The organism is Haloarchaeobius amylolyticus, assembly GCF_042678045.1.
In the GTDB taxonomy this organism is placed as follows: Archaea; Halobacteriota; Halobacteria; order Halobacteriales; family Natrialbaceae; genus Natrinema; species Natrinema amylolyticus_A.
Genome location: NZ_JBHUDI010000004.1, coordinates 240,996 through 255,549 on the forward strand (window position 1 = coordinate 240,996; position 14,554 = coordinate 255,549).

The 14,554-nt window shown below is 65.2% G+C and carries 20 protein-coding genes; 10 read left to right on the forward strand and 10 right to left on the reverse strand.

Annotation, left to right across the window (positions count from 1 at the left end):
• Nucleotides 1-18: 18 nt before the first annotated feature.
• On the reverse strand, nt 19-996 hold the full coding sequence (locus ACFR99_RS07455) for an ROK family protein (RefSeq protein WP_390285894.1): 978 nt from the start codon (nt 994-996) through the stop codon (nt 19-21).
• Nucleotides 997-1,143: 147 nt separating this feature from the next.
• Here ACFR99_RS07455 and ACFR99_RS07460 point away from each other — a divergent pair, with 147 nt between their 5' ends.
• Nucleotides 1,144-1,572, forward strand: coding sequence for a hypothetical protein (locus ACFR99_RS07460; RefSeq protein ID WP_390285896.1), 429 nt, complete (start codon nt 1,144-1,146; stop codon nt 1,570-1,572).
• A 100-nt stretch (nt 1,573-1,672) separates the two neighbouring features.
• On the opposite strand, the gene ACFR99_RS07465 is transcribed toward ACFR99_RS07460, so the two are convergent.
• Both ACFR99_RS07465 and ACFR99_RS07470 read right to left on the reverse strand, forming a co-directional pair.
• Nucleotides 1,673-2,137: a universal stress protein gene (locus ACFR99_RS07465; RefSeq protein WP_390285898.1), complete on the reverse strand. Its 465-nt coding sequence runs from the start codon at nt 2,135-2,137 to the stop codon at nt 1,673-1,675.
• Between the two features lie 110 nt (nt 2,138-2,247).
• Nucleotides 2,248-2,730, reverse strand: coding sequence for a universal stress protein (locus tag ACFR99_RS07470; protein ID WP_390285900.1), 483 nt, complete (start codon nt 2,728-2,730; stop codon nt 2,248-2,250).
• A 127-nt stretch (nt 2,731-2,857) separates the two neighbouring features.
• Here ACFR99_RS07470 and ACFR99_RS07475 point away from each other — a divergent pair, with 127 nt between their 5' ends.
• The 3 genes from ACFR99_RS07475 to ACFR99_RS07485 all read left to right on the forward strand — a co-directional run bounded on the left by ACFR99_RS07475 (nt 2,858) and on the right by ACFR99_RS07485 (nt 5,057).
• Nucleotides 2,858-3,598, forward strand: coding sequence for an SDR family oxidoreductase (locus tag ACFR99_RS07475; RefSeq protein ID WP_390285902.1), 741 nt, complete (start codon nt 2,858-2,860; stop codon nt 3,596-3,598).
• 225 nt (nt 3,599-3,823) lie between these two features.
• On the forward strand, nt 3,824-4,516 hold the full coding sequence (locus tag ACFR99_RS07480) for a YqjF family protein (protein WP_390285904.1): 693 nt from the start codon (nt 3,824-3,826) through the stop codon (nt 4,514-4,516).
• Nucleotides 4,517-4,568: 52 nt separating this feature from the next.
• A complete protein-coding gene (locus tag ACFR99_RS07485; RefSeq protein ID WP_390285906.1) occupies nt 4,569-5,057 on the forward strand; it encodes an MOSC domain-containing protein in 489 nt (162 codons plus the stop codon).
• Nucleotides 5,058-5,108: 51 nt separating this feature from the next.
• Here the strand turns inward: ACFR99_RS07485 and ACFR99_RS07490 are convergent, their stop codons facing one another.
• Complete coding sequence (locus ACFR99_RS07490; protein WP_390285908.1) at nt 5,109-5,492, reverse strand: hypothetical protein; 384 nt, start codon at nt 5,490-5,492, stop codon at nt 5,109-5,111.
• Between the two features lie 223 nt (nt 5,493-5,715).
• Between ACFR99_RS07490 and ACFR99_RS07495 the strand changes: the two genes are divergently transcribed.
• The 4 genes from ACFR99_RS07495 (at nt 5,716) to ACFR99_RS07510 (ending at nt 8,127) form a co-directional block, all read left to right on the forward strand.
• A complete protein-coding gene (locus ACFR99_RS07495) occupies nt 5,716-6,513 on the forward strand; it encodes a YqcI/YcgG family protein (RefSeq protein ID WP_390285910.1) in 798 nt (265 codons plus the stop codon).
• Nucleotides 6,510-7,100: a cysteine hydrolase family protein gene (locus ACFR99_RS07500; RefSeq protein ID WP_390285912.1), complete on the forward strand. Its 591-nt coding sequence runs from the start codon at nt 6,510-6,512 to the stop codon at nt 7,098-7,100. Before ACFR99_RS07495 ends, ACFR99_RS07500 begins: the two co-directional genes overlap by 4 nt.
• A 79-nt stretch (nt 7,101-7,179) precedes the next feature.
• The gene (locus tag ACFR99_RS07505) at nt 7,180-7,647 is read left to right on the forward strand and encodes a phosphopantetheine adenylyltransferase (protein WP_390285914.1); all 468 of its coding nucleotides are present in this window, start codon (nt 7,180-7,182) and stop codon (nt 7,645-7,647) included.
• Nucleotides 7,648-7,716: 69 nt separating this feature from the next.
• Nucleotides 7,717-8,127, forward strand: a complete 411-nt coding sequence (locus ACFR99_RS07510) for a hypothetical protein (protein WP_390285916.1) — start codon at nt 7,717-7,719, stop codon at nt 8,125-8,127.
• A gap of 22 nt (nt 8,128-8,149) precedes the next feature.
• Here ACFR99_RS07510 and ACFR99_RS07515 read toward each other — a convergent pair whose 3' ends face one another.
• Nucleotides 8,150-8,605 (reverse strand): universal stress protein, encoded by a 456-nt coding sequence (locus ACFR99_RS07515; RefSeq protein ID WP_390285918.1) that lies wholly within the window; start codon nt 8,603-8,605, stop codon nt 8,150-8,152.
• Nucleotides 8,606-8,706: 101 nt separating this feature from the next.
• Nucleotides 8,707-9,504, reverse strand: a complete 798-nt coding sequence (locus ACFR99_RS07520; RefSeq protein WP_390285920.1) for a ZIP family metal transporter — start codon at nt 9,502-9,504, stop codon at nt 8,707-8,709.
• A gap of 151 nt (nt 9,505-9,655) precedes the next feature.
• On the opposite strand from ACFR99_RS07520, the gene ACFR99_RS07525 reads away from it, so the two are divergent.
• Entirely contained in the window at nt 9,656-11,296 is a 1,641-nt protein-coding gene (locus ACFR99_RS07525) for a potassium channel family protein (protein ID WP_390285923.1), read from the forward strand.
• A 24-nt stretch (nt 11,297-11,320) separates the two neighbouring features.
• Here ACFR99_RS07525 and ACFR99_RS07530 read toward each other — a convergent pair whose 3' ends face one another.
• The 4 genes from ACFR99_RS07530 to ACFR99_RS07545 all read right to left on the reverse strand — a co-directional run bounded on the left by ACFR99_RS07530 (nt 11,321) and on the right by ACFR99_RS07545 (nt 14,069).
• Nucleotides 11,321-12,571, reverse strand: coding sequence for a digeranylgeranylglycerophospholipid reductase (locus ACFR99_RS07530; protein WP_390285926.1), 1,251 nt, complete (start codon nt 12,569-12,571; stop codon nt 11,321-11,323).
• Between the two features lie 142 nt (nt 12,572-12,713).
• Nucleotides 12,714-13,130, reverse strand: coding sequence for a universal stress protein (locus ACFR99_RS07535; RefSeq protein ID WP_390285928.1), 417 nt, complete (start codon nt 13,128-13,130; stop codon nt 12,714-12,716).
• Between the two features lie 92 nt (nt 13,131-13,222).
• Nucleotides 13,223-13,915 (reverse strand): triose-phosphate isomerase, encoded by a 693-nt coding sequence (locus tag ACFR99_RS07540; protein WP_390285930.1) that lies wholly within the window; start codon nt 13,913-13,915, stop codon nt 13,223-13,225.
• A 4-nt stretch (nt 13,916-13,919) separates the two neighbouring features.
• Nucleotides 13,920-14,069 carry a DUF7557 family protein gene (locus ACFR99_RS07545; RefSeq protein ID WP_390285932.1) on the reverse strand — a complete coding sequence of 50 codons (150 nt, stop codon included), beginning with the start codon at nt 14,067-14,069 and terminating at the stop codon, nt 13,920-13,922.
• A 173-nt stretch (nt 14,070-14,242) separates the two neighbouring features.
• Between ACFR99_RS07545 and ACFR99_RS07550 the strand changes: the two genes are divergently transcribed.
• Nucleotides 14,243-14,482: a hypothetical protein gene (locus ACFR99_RS07550; protein WP_390285934.1), complete on the forward strand. Its 240-nt coding sequence runs from the start codon at nt 14,243-14,245 to the stop codon at nt 14,480-14,482.
• The last annotated feature ends 72 nt before the right edge of the window (nt 14,483-14,554 follow it).

Genomic DNA, 14,554 nt, shown 5'->3' on the forward strand with positions numbered 1-14,554 from the left:
GACCGAGATGTGTGCGGCTCAGCCGCGCAGCCGACGCCGATCGCCGGTCCCCTCGGTCAGGGCACTGGCGAGTGCCCCTTCGACGACGACGTCGTCGCCGAGGTCGGTGACGTGAATCTCCGGCACGTTCGTCATCACCATCTCCGAGACGCGCTCGCGGATGGGGTCGACGACCAGTTCTTCGTTGTGCAACGCGACCGCGCCGCCAAAGGAGACGACGATCGGCGCGAACGCGTGGATCACGTTCGTGACACCGATCGCGTTCCAGTGGGCGAGTTGTTCGACGACGTAGTCGGCCAGTTCGTCCTCACCGGCGAGGTCGAAGACGTCCTTCGCGGTGAACTCCGGTCCCTCGAGCGGGAGGGCAGTCGAGATCGTCGGATCGTCGTCGGCGAGCAGCCGGGCGAAATCAGGGATGGCGTTGCCCGAACAGTAGGCCTCCCAGTGGCCGTCGTGGCCGCAGCCACAGGTCAGCCGACCGTGGGGGTCGACGACGTAGTGGCCGACCTCGCCGGCGTTGCCATCCCAGCCGCTGACGATGCGGCCGTCCGAGCAGACGCCGGCGCCGATCCCCGAGGAGATGGTGATGTAGACCATGTCGTCGGGATTGCGAGCGGCGTGGAACCGTTCGCCGATGACGCCCGCGGTCGTGTCGTTGTGGAGGTAGACGTCGTCGCTGTCAATCAGCTTCGCAATCGGCCCGGTCAGCGGGATGCGGTCGATCGAGTCGGGCAGGTTCGCCGGATCGATTACCGCACCCTCAGCGAGGTCGAACGGCCCGATCGAGCCGATGCCGGCGGCAGTGATCCGTTTGGGATCGATACCGGCCTCGCCACAGGCACCACGAAGCGTTCGCAGGACCCCTTCCGTCACGTCGATACCCGTCGGCCCGCGCGGCGTCGATCGGCGATCCACACCGATCGTCGTCCCGTCCGGCTCGGCGACGACCGCCCGGACGTTGGTCGCGCCGAGATCGACGCCCGCATAGTAGACCATGCTACCCTAGAGACGACCGCGACCGTACTTAACTACCCAGATTGTACTCGCCGACGAGTATCGATTTCGATACGTTCGGAGCCGGCAACACACGACGGAGCCGTCGGCGGCGACATATGTATGTCACTCTGTAGCATATCTAATCGTATGGCTACCGACGACTCACGCGCCGATACGGACGTCGGGTCAGACCCGACAACCGCGCTCTCCGAGAGGGAACTCGAGGCGCTCCACGAGGTCGAACTGGGCCTCGAGTGGGCCCAGCGTGCGCAGGGCTACCTCCTCGAGTTCCACCACGCGACGGGCCACGGGATGGACCATCTCTACCGCGCCGAAACCCACCTCAGAGCGACTGGCCACGACGACCTCGCCGATACGATCCGGGACGACCTCCTCCCCCACGGGGTCGTCGACGAGGACCGCTGGTCCTACGATATCCTCGAGACCTTCCAGGAGAGCCTGCTGGTCGAAACGCGGGCGCTCGAGCACCGGGTCCGACAGGAGTTGGCTGATGGGCAGCGCCACGTCCGCGAGCGCAAACAAGAACGGGAGTGGAAACGGCGGGCCGAGGAGTGATAGCGAACGGCCGACAGGTGCCAACGCAGCCGGCGCTGAACCGTGGTGATGTGACAAGAGAGGGCGAAAACGCGGGATCGATTCGTCGACAGCGACAGGTCTACTCCATGACGTCGAGGTCGCGGAAGTAGGTGACCGGACAGGGTGCCGAGAGGATAATCTCCTGGGAGACGGAGCCGAGCACGGCCTTTTCAGCTGGGGAGCGCCGGCGACCACCGACGACCATCCGGTCGGCGTCGACGTCGACTGCCATGTCGACGACTTTGGAACTGACTTCGCCGAGTGCGCCTTTGATCTCGTAGTCGACGCCGGCGTCCTCGAAGCGTTCGGCGAGTTCGGGGACCGGCGCGCGTTCGGCGGCGACCTCGTCGGGGTCGACGTCGTCGGCACGAGCGTCGAAGCCGATATCCTCGTGAATGTCTTCGTACTCGTCTTCCGTGAAGGCATGGCCGATCACGACTTTCGCGTCGAGGGGTTCGGCGATCTCGAGCACGGTCTCGGCGAGCTCCGGCGCACGTACTGTGTCCATCGGTCCCACTGCAAGGAGTACCGTATCAATTGCCATGTCCGCACAGTGGTTGGGCCACCTGCATAAGTATTCTCGTCGATGCAGGACTCCAATACCGACCGTGACCGTTTTGATGGTGGTCTTGAGTGGGTGTGGCTACTCGAGTCTCATTCGTCCGGTGGCTCCCGGGTGGGTGCGGATTCGTCGCTGCGGACGAAGGTGACGGGACACGGTGCCGACAGCAGCACTTCCTGTGCCGTCGAGCCGAAGACGGCTTTTCCGGTCGGTGATCGCCGCCGCCCGCCGACGACGACTCGATCGGCGTCGGCACTCGCCGCAAGGTCAACGATCGACTGCCCGTGGTCCCCGACGGCACCCCGGATCTCGTAGTCGACGTCGTGTTCGTCGAGGATCGTCTGCAACTCGTGGATCGTCGAGTGTCGGGCTGCGACCGCGTCGGGCTCGATTTCGTCGACGGTGCGATCGAACTCGAGTCGGTCGAGGACCTCGTCGTACTCGGTGCTGGTGAAGACGTGTGCGAGGACGACGGTGGCGTCGGCCGGTTTCGCGACCTCGAGGACCGTCTCGGCCAGTTGCCCGCTGCGGTCTTCGTCACCGGGACCGACCGCGAGTAACACCGTATCTAGCATGACTGGTGAATCGGCCCACAGCACCGTAAAGCCGTGGCAGGGTGGCGACGGGGATCGATGTCGATGGAATCGCGGCCGGCAGTGCCACGCCGTCATCGTTTTCCACACCGTCGCCGAGTATCGACGCATGGATGGACCCGATCTCGACGGGCAGACGGTACTCGTGACGGGCAGTGCGAAAGGCGTCGGCCGCGAACTGCTGTTGGCGACGGCCGACTGCGGCGCGGCGACGGCAGTCCACTACAACACCAGCGCCGACGCGGCCCGCGAGGTTGCCGATCAGGCCCGCGAACGGGGCGCACCAGCGGCGATGACGGTGCAGGCCGATGTTACCGATCCCGACAGTGTCGACGGCCTCTTCGCCGCGATCGAGGCCGACCTCGGCGACGTCGACGTGCTGGTCAACAACGTCGGCGACTTCGCGCCCGCGCGCTGGGACGATCTCGCGTTCGAGGAGTGGACCCGCGTCCTCGAGACGAACCTCACCGGCACCTACCTCTGCTCGAAGCGAGCCCTGCCCGGGATGCGAGCACGCGAGTCCGGTCGGATCGTGAACATCGGCTACGCCTCGAGCGAGCAAGGACTCGTCAGTCCGAAGAACTTCCCCTACTTCGTCGCGAAGAAAGGCGTGTTGATGTTTACACGCATGCTCGCGGCGGACACCCAGGATGATGGGATCACGGTCAACGCCATCTCGCCGTACGTCGTCGAAAATTCCGACGAGTTCCCCGACGAGTTACCCCGTGGTCGGCCCGCGAACTTCGACGATCTGATCGCGCCGCTGTATTTCTTCCTCGATCCGGATAGTGGGTACGTCAGCGGCGAGAACATCGAGGTTGACGGCGGCTGGTTGCCCGAGACTGTGTAAGCAATCGAACCGCGGCACTGTGTGCCGCGGGACGTTTTTGGTCCAGATTTTTGCGAGGAGCGGGGCTCGAGCGCAGCGAGAGCCCCCGACGAAGTAAAAAGGAGGGTGTAGAACATCGAAGTCGACGGCGGCTGGGTCCCAGAGCACGTGTAGGCTGTCGAGCGAGTCCCGGCAAGTAGCCACGTTTGGCTGCAGCGTTTTTATCCGTCTGCCCCTAGGGCCGCTATGACGCTCCCGATCGCGATGGGCTGGCGACACCTGCTCTTTGCCAACTGGCCGGTCGATCCCGCCGTCGTTGCGGCTCAAATTCCGGATGATCTTACCGTCGAGACCTACGACGGCCGGGCGTGGCTCTCTGTCGTGCCGTATCTGAACGTTGACGTTCGTCCGCGCGGGCTTCCCGCAGCGATGGGCGTCGATCTCCCCGAACTCAACCTCCGGACGTACGTCAGTCGGGACGGCGAGCCCGGCGTCTACTTCTTCAGCCTCGACGCGGAAGGGATCCTCGGCGTCCTCGGGGCGCGCCTCTTTCACCGACTGCCCTACTACTACGCCGACATCGAGCTGACAGGGACCGACCGCGGAATCGCGTTCACGAGCGAGCGACGCCATCCGGGTGCCCCACCGGCGACGTTCGCGGGCACCTACGAGCCGGTGGGTGACCCGTTCGTCCCCGAGCCCGGCTCGCTGGCGGCGTTTCTCACCGAGCACTACCGATACTACACGACGGCTCGAGACGGCACGCTTCGTTACGCCGACATCGACCACGACCGGTGGACGCTGCGGCCGGCGACGGTGACGACCGAGACGAACACGCTGTTCGAGGCCAACGGGTTCGAACGGCCTGCAGGGTCGCCGGTCTGTTACTACAGCCGCGGCGTCGACATCACGTCGTCGCGAAACCGCCGCTGGGAGTGAGCCGCAGCAGGAGAACGATCGATATTCCTCGGTCGCGGCCGTCGGCTACCCCATGACATCGACGGGAACGGTCCGAGCGATCCACATCGCGCCGGAACAGGGTGCCCCGATGGAACGCGTCGAACAGGTACCCGCAGTCGCCCGGCGGGGGCTCGAGGGTGATCGCTACTACGCCACCGAGGGAACGTTCGCCGACCGCGAAGGCAGCGACCTCACGCTCATCGAAGCCGAAGCGCTTGCGGCGGTCGAACGCGACTACGATCTCTCGCTTGCGCCCGGCCTCCACCGTCGGAACCTGACGACGGCGGGCATCGCCCTGAACCACTTGGTCGGGGAGCGGTTTCGGGTCGGCGAGATCGTCTGTGAAGGGATCGAACTCTGCGAGCCGTGTTCGTACCTCGAGCGCCACCTCGCAAAACAGGGCATCCGTGAGGCGCTGGTTCATCGGGGTGGGCTTCGAGCGCGGATCCTCGAAGATGGCGTCGTTGCGGAAGGCGACAGTATCGAACGTGTCGCTCGGCGTGGAACGAGCCAGCGCTGAGACCCGTCGTCGGACCGGACCGATTCCGGCGGAAGCCGCTGCAGTCCGATGCTACGACGTGCGCTTCCGAACGGCACGTCGAACGAGAACTGCGACCGCGAGCGTGCTCCCGCTGACGAGCGTGAACAGCCCGCCCCAGAAGACGCCCCCTCTCGTGGGTGCGTAGAGCGTGTACCACCTCGTCGCTGCTAGCCACAGCGTCACGGCGCTCAGGACTCCGATGACGATCGAGCCGACAGCGATTCCCACGCGGAATGTTTCAAGGAGCGCGACAAGCGCGAGCATCCCTGGGATGATGAGTTCTGGATCAACGGGTACTGGCCCGAGCGTCGGCCAGGTCGGATAGGGTTGTGGCAACTCGAAGAGCGTAATCGCGGCGATCACGAGGACGAGCACGGCGAGGAGCGACTGAAGTGCGCGGAGCGGGGACCGCATGTGCCTGAATTGATGATACGCAGATAATATAGCTTCTACTACATTTTGTGGTGCGCGACAGCGAGTGAGCACCGCGACGGTCACTAGGTGTCCCTTCCCCGCATCTGATCCCAGAAAAGATCTCATATTCCGGGCGGCGAAAACGAGGAATCCGAAGTATTCGTCGCTACTCGATCGTCGGAAGCAGAAACTACATTTTCGTGAGGTCGAAGAGATATACACGATGAACGAACCGGGCATCCAGTCGCTGATGGACCAGGAAACGCTCGATCGGCGCGTTCGTGACGGGGAGACACCGGAGTGGGTCGCCGATCACTGGCACTCGTTTCGCGACGGACTGCTCGGCGAGCGAAACGAGACGCCGTTCCCCTGCTTTTTCGGTGCCGAATCCGTCCAGAACGGCGAGCCGATCTACACCGCGGTCCCATCGATGAGCGACGCCGACGCGCTTCTGGGACTGCGCGATCGGATCCTCGAGTACCTCGAGATCTATCAGGACCACTCGGAGCGCGCCTCGCTGGTCACCTTCTTCAAGCCGCCCGCAGAGCCGCTCTCGGAGGCGGAGTATCACGAGACGCTGTGGCATATCCTGCAGACGCTGCACCTCCACGATCCCGAGCCGTGGCCCGAGGACATCCCGACCGAGCCCGACGATCCATACTGGGAGTTCTGTCTCGGCGGCGAGCCCATGTTCCCGACCTGTCGGGCCCCGTTCTACGAAAAACGCAAGAGCCGATACTGTCCGGTCGGCCTCGAGATCACGTTCCAGCCGCGCGCGCTGTTCGAGAACCTCGACGTGACGGCCGACACCGAGGCCGGCCAGCACGCTCGCGAGGTAATTCAGGATCGACTCGAGGGCTACGACGGGGTCTGTCCCCACGCCGATCTCGGTGACTGGGGCGTCGAGGGCGACCGTGAGTGGCCCCAGTACATGCTCTCCGAAGACGACGAGCAAGCGCCATCGACGTGCCCGATCACGGTCACGCGCACGCATCCGAAACCCGGCGCGAAGTTGCCATGAGCGGCGGCGACGGGGCCGACGGACTGACTCGAGCCGACGAGCGGCTCGCCGACGCCGCCCTGGTCCTGATCGACTTCCAGCAGGGGTTCGACGACCCCGTGTGGGGCGAGCGCAACAACCCCGAGGCCGAAGCGAACGCGGCGCGCCTGCTCGAGCGGTGGCGGGAAACCGACCGACCGGTCGTCCACGTCCGCCACGACTCGATGGAATCCGATTCACCGCTCCGAGGCGATCAGTCCGGCTTCGCGTTCAAACCTGGGACGGCCCCCAGCGAGGGGGAGCCGACGATGGTGAAGTCGGTCAACAGCGCGTTCATCGGGACCGAACTCGAGGACTGGCTCCGCGAACGGGGCCTCGAGACGGTCGTCATCGCCGGGCTCACGACGGATCACTGCGTCTCGACGAGCACCCGGATGGCCGAGAACCTCGGCTTCGACCCGATCGTCGTCCGCGATGCGACTGCAACGTTCGAGCGCTCGCTCGACGGGGTGACCTTCGACGCGGAGACGGTCCATCGAACTGCGCTGGCCCATCTCGAAGGCGAGTTCGCTGAAATCGCGACGACCGCCCAGCTCCTCGAGGACTGATCCGCCGATCGCGATCCGTCATCGCCGTCGATTCGCGGGTCGCAGTGCTATTATAGGCCTGCTCGTGACACGACATCGTATGCGAGTCGTTGTCGCCGGCACGTTCGGGCCGCTCCACGACGGTCATCGGTCTCTGTTCGAACACGCACTCCGGTTCGGCACGGACGGCGTCGTCGTCGCGCTGACGAGCGACGACCTCGCGACCGAGACGCGCCACGAGCCGCGGCCGATTCCACCGTTCGACGACCGAGTGGGTGCCGTGACAGACGCCATTGCGGACCTCGACGAGTGGGATCGCGACGTCGAAATTCGGCGACTCGAGACCGAAGCCGGGATCGCGGCGACCGACCCCGCGATCGACGCGCTGGTAGTCTCCCCCGAAACGGCTCCCGAACTCGAGGAAATCAACGACCAGCGGCGCGATCGAGGCCTCGAGCCGCTCTCGGGGATCGTCGCGCCCTACGTCTACGCCGACGATGGCGAGCGAATCTCGTCGACGCGGATCGTCAAGGGGGAGATCGACGAACACGGTCGGCTGCTCGCGTAGCACCCCACCGTGATCGTTGCCTCGTCTATGACACAATAGTAATGGATCGGGAAACAGTCGTTTTATATAATGAGTGACGATCGCAGACCGCTGTTGTTCGTGTTGCTGGGCAGCGCGGTGCTTGTGACGGGTGTCCTCCACCTGTCGTTCGTGCCGCGCTATCTGCCCGACGACGTGCTGTTGACCGTGCTGACCCTCGGCACTGGCTGGGCGACGTACACGCTCGTGTTCTACGCGCTCGGGCGGGTGGTCGCTGCACCTGCCGGACAGGAATTTCCCAATATGCGCGCTGCGGACATCGGAATCGCTGTCCTGCTCGTCTCGCTGCTGTTCTTGTTGGTGTTCGACGCGGTCGGCGTCCCGCTCGAGGGGCTCGTCGGCGTCTACGCCCTGCCCGCGCTCGGCATCTACGTCGGCCTCGCGCTGATCGGCTGGTCGATCGGCCGCCGAACGGAGGCGATCAACGAGATCGCCCGGTAAGTCCGGTCGGCCACCGGACCGCTTACGACGCGTCCTCGTCGGGGTGTGCCCCCGAGTTCGCCACCAGCACCGGGATCTCGCCGAATCGAACGACGTGATCGGTGACGCTGCCCATCGCCAGCCGGTGGACGCCGCCGCGACCGCGCGTGCCCATGACGATCACGTCGGCGTCGATCTCCCGGGCGTACTCGAGCAGTTCGCTCTCGGGTGGACCTTCGAGGACCGTGCCGGTGACCTCGAGGCCCGCCGCCTCGGCGCGGTCGACGATCGCGTCGACGTGTTCCTGGGCCCGTCCGCGCATCGCGTCTTCGGCGCTTGCCGCGTCACCGGGGAGTCGGAGGTCGCCGAGCGGGCCGGTATCGGCGACGCAGGCGACGTGAACTGTCGCGTCGTGGACGGTCGCGAGTTCGATGCCGGTCTCGGCGGCCGCCTCGGCGTGGTCGCTGCCGTCGGTCGGAATCAGAATCGTATCGAACACTGATCGACCCTACGGCGAGACGCGTAAAATTCCTGCCGGAACGGGAGACTGTCGGGTGGATTCGTCCGGTGCGAACGACGATCCTGACGGATCGTGAGCGCTCAGATGAACGCGAGCGGCACCATGACGAGGATTCCGGCGGCGATGCCGCCGGCGAGTTCCGGCTTGCCGCCGCTTGGGAGCCGCTCGCCGATATCGAGCGCTTCGGGGACGAACTCCGTGAGGACGAGGTAGATCATCGCGCCGGCGGCGAAGCCGAAGCCGTAAGGCAGGACCTCGCGGGCGTAGCTGACGAATCCGAACGCGATGACGGCACCGATCGGCTGGGGAAGACTCGAGAAGACCGCCCACCAGACCATCTTCCACTCGGTGACGTCCATCGACCGCAGCGGGATCGAGATCGCCGTTCCCTCGGGGATGTTGTGAATCGAAATCGCGATCGTCATGAACACCGCCAGCAGCGGCACGGTAAAGCCGAGGAATTCGGCCCCACCCTCGAGCCCGAGGTCGGCAAAGGAGACGCCGACGGCGATGCCTTCGGGGAAGCTGTGGACGGTCAACACACCGAGAATGAGCACGAGTTTCTTGAAGTCGGCTTCCTCGTACTGTCGCGGGTCGATCTCGGCGTCCATCAGGACGTCGTGGGCGATGACGACCAGCGCGACGCCGGCGATCATGCCGATCCCGATCTCGAGGGGCGTTCCTTCGGCCAGCCCCTCGTCGATGAGCCCGAACGTCGACGCCGAGAGCATGATGCCCGAGGACAGCCCCCAGAGGACCACGTTGTACCGGTCGCTGATGTCGTCGAAGAAGAAAAACGGGATCGCGCCGAGACCGGTCGCCAGCGCCGTGACAAAGCCGGCGACGAAGACGAGCACGAGGTTCTCCAGCAGTACCATCTACCGAAGTATTCGCTCCGATGTATAAATCGGCGGCGATGGCAGCGGCGGATTTCGTTGTGGTTTCGCCGGGTTCGAACCGGATGAGCGAACTCGAGTGCTCCCCCAGCCGACCGGTACCGTCAACAGCCAGCCGCCGAATAGGTCGTGTATGTCACTGTGGCGCTCACGTCGAACCGGTTACTACATCCTGCTGGTAGCCGTGACCACCGTCATCGCCACGTTCCTCTACAACTACGGGATGGCGACGCTGGAGAACCGCCCACAACCGCTGTACCGGTCGCTCGAGGTCGTCTTTCAGACGTACACGACGACGGGCTACGGGGAGGATGCACCCTGGAGTACGCCCCACATGAACCTGCTGATGATCGCGCTCCAGCTCACGGGGATCGGGCTGATCCTCACCGGGGTCGACGTCTTCGCCGTTCCGTGGCTCCGGAACGCCCTCGAGACGACGGCGCCGACGACCGCTCCCGACGTCGCGGACCACGTCGTCATCTGTGAATACACGTCCCGTGGCGAGGCGTTCATCGAGGAACTCGAGTCGCGCGACCGGGAGTACGTCGTCGTCGAACCCGACGAGGAGACGGCGATGGACCTCCACGAGGCCGACCACCGGGTCGTTTACGGCGATCCGGAGTCGACGACGGTACTCGAGAACGCGGGGATCGAGCGGGCGACGGCGGTCGTGGCCGATTCGGCCGACGACATGAACGCGAGTATCGTCCTCTCGGCTCGCGCAGCGAACCCCGACGTGCGGATCGTGACGCTCGTCGAAGAGCAGCGCCTCGGGGAGTACCACCGGATCGCCGGCGCGGACGAGGTGCTTTCGCCGCGTCAGCTGCTCGGCGAGAGTCTCGCACACCGGGTGCCGACGGCCGTGACGACCGCGGTCGACGAGGGCATCGAGATCGGGAACGATCTGGAACTGGTCGAGCTGTCGATCGCCGAGGGGAGCGAGCTGGCCGGTCGGACTGCCGGCGAGATTCGGCTTCGAGAAGCGTACGGCGTGGACGGCATCGGTGCCTGGTTCGGCGGCACGTTCGAGAGCCCGATCCCGAACGATCGGGAACTCGATACCGAGACGCGACTGCTCGTCGCGGGGGAACCGGATCGGATCGACGAACTCCGGGCGAAAGCGACGTCGACGGTCCTGCCGTTTGCGGCCCAGCACGCCATTATCGCCGGCTACGGTGAGTCCGGCGAGGCGGCCGGCGATGCACTCGCGGAGACGAACACGCGCGTAACCGTCCTCGACACCCTCGAGATGGAGGGCGTCGACGTGGTCGGAGACGCTCGTGACCCGACGACGGTCCGCGAGGCAGGGATCGACGACGCCTCGACGGTGATCGTGACCCTCGACGACGATACGACCGCGATCTTCGCGACGCTCGTCGCGCGAGATCTGAACTCGTCGGCTACGATCGTCGTCCGGGCGAACAACCCGGAGAACGTCCAGAAGTTGTATCGCGCCGGCGCCGACTACGTCCAGTCGCTGGCGACGGTCAGCGGTCGGATGCTCGCCTCGACCGTGTTCGAAGACGAGGAAGTCTTGGCCGTCGACAGACAGATCGACGTCGTGAGAGTTCCTGTCGGCCGGTTGGCAGGCCAGACGGTCGTCGACGCGACTGTTCGTACTCGGACGGGCTGTACCGTCCTCGCCGTGCGCAGAGACGGTGAGACGATCACGGACTTCGATCCGGCATCGTTCGTCTTCGACGCCGACGACGAGGTGATCCTCGCGGGGACGGACGACAGCGTTCGATCGTTCGAAGCGCAGTTTCTCGCCTGAATCCGCCACTGCAGCGTCGACGAACTACAGGAGAGAGCCGAGATCGAGATTCAACTGCTGTTTCGCGAACCGGGCGAGCAAGGACACGTCGTCCGTATCGAACAGGCGTGCGATGGCGCGGATATCGCCTTTGTTCGCTCTGGCTAGCGTGTCGTTGTCGAGTCGCTGCAGATCCCGCATGAGCTTGTCGTAACGTTCGTTCGAGGCGAGATAGAGGAGTTGGGTCATCAACAACCGCCTGTTCGCGTTGGGTGCGACGTCACGGTGCCAGAGGGTCTCGTAGACGTCGAGGTTCTCGGCGGTCGGTTCGACGCTGTCGTGTTTGAGACAGCTATCGGCAGTGGCGGCGGCCGCACGACCGGACAGCATACACTTGTGGATACCCTCTCCCCACAGCGGATCGATGGAGGGCACGGTGTCGCCGATCGCCATGAACCGATCGGTGTGTAACTGGTCGGGTGCCTGAATGTGGGCCGAGCCACGGTGTTGCTTGCCCTCGAGTCGCGTGGCGTTCCGGAAGCGCGGGTCCGTCTCGAGCCAGTGGTCGAGGTAGTCGTCGATGGTGAAATCGTTCCGGCTGTACTGGTCGTGACTGCCGTTCTGGATGTAGCAGAGGCCGACCTTGGCGGTGTCCTCGCCGGTGTGGAAGATCCAGGAGTAGCCGCCAGGAGCGATATTGTGGTCGAGGCGTAGCATCATCGCGTCGTGGAGGTCCGCAAAGCCAGGGCGGTCGATGTCGATCCCTTCGAACTCGTACTCGATGCCGATGGCGTGGTTCTCGCGTTTGAGATCGACGACGCCGAGTTGCTTCGCGAGAGGCGCGCTCGGCCCGGTCGCGTCGATGACGATGTCGCCGTAGACCTCCTCGTCGCCGTTGTAAGTGACGCCGGCGATCTCACCGTTCTCCATGATCGGCCCGGTGACGCGGGCGTCGAACCGGTACTCGGCACCGTCCTCGTGGCTGTCTTTGACGAGGAAGCGTTTGAAGTCGGCAAACTCCAGCACCGCACCGGTCTGCTCGCGAACGTAGTGTTCCGTCGGGGACTCGAGGACGACGCTGTCGGTATACTGCATCACCACGTCGTCGGGGATGCCGAAGGCGGCCATCATGGAGTGGAAGGTCCCTGCGGTGGACTTGTTGCTCTGGCGGGGGAACTCCTCTTCGGCCTCGGTCTCGAGGACGACGACGTCGTACCCTCTGGCGGCGAGATCGCGGGCACATTGTGCGCCGGCGGGACCGGCACCGGCGATGACTACGTCGTAGCGGTCGTTCATGTAATCTGGACTGTAGTGGTCCCTAATTAGTTTGTCCTGTTGCGGTCGACGGTGTGATACGGTCTGCTGTCACTGGTTCCCGACGCACCCGCAGTACGGTCGCGATTGCGCCGGTATTGACGGGCAGCGGCCCGTATGACGGCTACCGCACGATCGTTACGGGTACGGGGGCCTGTCGAGCGACCCGTTCTGCGACGCTGCCGAGCAAGACTCGCGAGAAGCCGGACCGGCCGTGGCTGCCCACGACGATCAGGTCGAGCTCCTTGTCCGCCGCGTAGTCGACGATGGTGTCCGCCGGCTGACCGACGGTCACGTCCGTCTCGATCGAACAGCCACGCTCCGCTGCCCGGTCTTTGGCTTCCGCGAGTAACTCCTTGGCGTCCTCGCGCTGGCGTTCGAGCAGGTCCGACGGACCCACGTGTGCGATCTCGCCGTAGCCGCTGCTCGTCGGATCGACGGCGTGGATGACCGTGATGTCGTCGTCGGCGTGTTCCGTACATGCGAACTCGAGTGCCGCCCACCCCGGCTCCGAGTCGTCGAGGGCGACCAGTAAGTGCATACTGATACGTACGCGGACCAGTTACTTGAGTGTCAGCCACACACTGACCCGGATCGGGCGACCGATACCGCACGCGTCGGCTGACGACGGGGTCAGCGACTCGCGTCGGCTGTCGGCACGGCGGTCGCGATCGACCGGAGCCACGCCTCGCGGTCGTCGGCCTCGATGGCCGCGGAGGCGGCCCCCGTCGCGTCGACGCCGCAGTCGAACGCGCGGGCGACGTCTTCGGCGGTTCGGATGCCGCCGCCGACGAACGTCCGCGTCTCGGCGGCCTCGTCGGCGACCGTCTCGACGAACGTCTCGATCCGTTCGGGATGCGTTCGGACCATCCCCTCGTCGGTGGCGATGTCGGCTGGCCGTTCGAACAGCAGCCAGTCGGGGTCAGCGGCCAGTGCCATCCGGGCCGTCGTGAGCCCCTCGACGGCGACGATCGACTCGAGCCCCAGGTCCCCACAGCGGTCGACGGCGCGGGCGACGGCCGTGAAGGCGGCCTCGTTCTCCGGGTGGGAGACGAACACCGCGTCGGCACCTGCGTCCGCGACCGCCTCGAGGGTGACGTCGCCTATCCCGCTCTCGGCTCGTGGGACGGCGGTCTGGGCGACGATCGGCAGGTCGGTCCGTTCGGCGATGCGCCGGAGATCGGGAAGCTGAGGTGCGACGGCGAAGCGACTACCGGTCTCGTCGCGGACCCGCTCGATCGTCTCGGCGAACGCGAGCGCGTCGTCGCCGGTCGTCCCTGCGTACGTCTTGTAGTTGACGAGGAAAACGGGGTCTGCGAGCCCCATCCGTCTATTCGGAGTAGCCTTCCTGCAGGAACGCGCCTTCGGTCTCGTACATCGAGACGAGTTCCTCGATGAATTCTTCGGGTGTCTCACCCTCCTCGCAGTGGCTTTCGAGTCGATCCATCAGGTCGTCACTGATCTCGAGTGTCTGAGTCATGGATTATCGTCTGCGGGAAACCCGCGTCGGTCGAAGTATCGGCACCCGTCGTCAAATAGACCAGGGGCGCGCGCGACGGATCCCCCGTCTGGACACGAGCGGGATGACCCTTGACCGACAGACCAGCACGGGACGGCCGTCGACTTACCCGGCCGGTCGGCGTAGCCGTCGACATGACGGCACCACTGACCCACGACGACATCGGTAAAACAGTCGTCGACGCCGACGGAAAGGAACTCGGGATTATCGCCAGCGTCGACGACGACAGCGCGGCCGTAGATCCGAACCCCAGTCTGGTCGAACAGGGACTCGCATCGGTCGGCTGGGAGAGCGAGGACAGCGAGGACTACGTCGTTACCGAGGACATGCTCGAGCGGGTCGACGACGAAGTCGTCCTGCGCGGCCGACTCTAATACTACCGGACAGCAGTCAGTGCGGAGTCGATCGCGACAGCCGGCCGTTGCCGGCGGCGTCCGACCGATCGA

Bases quoted from the DNA above. Each gene is read 5' to 3' on its own strand.
- ACFR99_RS07455 (WP_390285894.1), bottom strand. From the start codon at position 996: ATGGTCTACTATGCGGGCGTCGATCTCGGCGCGACCAACGTCCGGGCG.
- ACFR99_RS07460 (WP_390285896.1), top strand. From the start codon at position 1,144: ATGGCTACCGACGACTCACGCGCCGATACGGACGTCGGGTCAGACCCG.
- ACFR99_RS07465 (WP_390285898.1), bottom strand. From the start codon at position 2,137: ATGGCAATTGATACGGTACTCCTTGCAGTGGGACCGATGGACACAGTA.
- ACFR99_RS07470 (WP_390285900.1), bottom strand. From the start codon at position 2,730: ATGCTAGATACGGTGTTACTCGCGGTCGGTCCCGGTGACGAAGACCGC.
- ACFR99_RS07475 (WP_390285902.1), top strand. From the start codon at position 2,858: ATGGATGGACCCGATCTCGACGGGCAGACGGTACTCGTGACGGGCAGT.
- ACFR99_RS07480 (WP_390285904.1), top strand. From the start codon at position 3,824: ATGACGCTCCCGATCGCGATGGGCTGGCGACACCTGCTCTTTGCCAAC.
- ACFR99_RS07485 (WP_390285906.1), top strand. From the start codon at position 4,569: ATGACATCGACGGGAACGGTCCGAGCGATCCACATCGCGCCGGAACAG.
- ACFR99_RS07490 (WP_390285908.1), bottom strand. From the start codon at position 5,492: ATGCGGTCCCCGCTCCGCGCACTTCAGTCGCTCCTCGCCGTGCTCGTC.
- ACFR99_RS07495 (WP_390285910.1), top strand. From the start codon at position 5,716: ATGAACGAACCGGGCATCCAGTCGCTGATGGACCAGGAAACGCTCGAT.
- ACFR99_RS07500 (WP_390285912.1), top strand. From the start codon at position 6,510: ATGAGCGGCGGCGACGGGGCCGACGGACTGACTCGAGCCGACGAGCGG.
- ACFR99_RS07505 (WP_390285914.1), top strand. From the start codon at position 7,180: ATGCGAGTCGTTGTCGCCGGCACGTTCGGGCCGCTCCACGACGGTCAT.
- ACFR99_RS07510 (WP_390285916.1), top strand. From the start codon at position 7,717: ATGAGTGACGATCGCAGACCGCTGTTGTTCGTGTTGCTGGGCAGCGCG.
- ACFR99_RS07520 (WP_390285920.1), bottom strand. From the start codon at position 9,504: ATGGTACTGCTGGAGAACCTCGTGCTCGTCTTCGTCGCCGGCTTTGTC.
- ACFR99_RS07525 (WP_390285923.1), top strand. From the start codon at position 9,656: ATGTCACTGTGGCGCTCACGTCGAACCGGTTACTACATCCTGCTGGTA.
- ACFR99_RS07530 (WP_390285926.1), bottom strand. From the start codon at position 12,571: ATGAACGACCGCTACGACGTAGTCATCGCCGGTGCCGGTCCCGCCGGC.
- ACFR99_RS07535 (WP_390285928.1), bottom strand. From the start codon at position 13,130: ATGCACTTACTGGTCGCCCTCGACGACTCGGAGCCGGGGTGGGCGGCA.
- ACFR99_RS07540 (WP_390285930.1), bottom strand. From the start codon at position 13,915: ATGGGGCTCGCAGACCCCGTTTTCCTCGTCAACTACAAGACGTACGCA.
- ACFR99_RS07545 (WP_390285932.1), bottom strand. From the start codon at position 14,069: ATGACTCAGACACTCGAGATCAGTGACGACCTGATGGATCGACTCGAA.
- ACFR99_RS07550 (WP_390285934.1), top strand. From the start codon at position 14,243: ATGACGGCACCACTGACCCACGACGACATCGGTAAAACAGTCGTCGAC.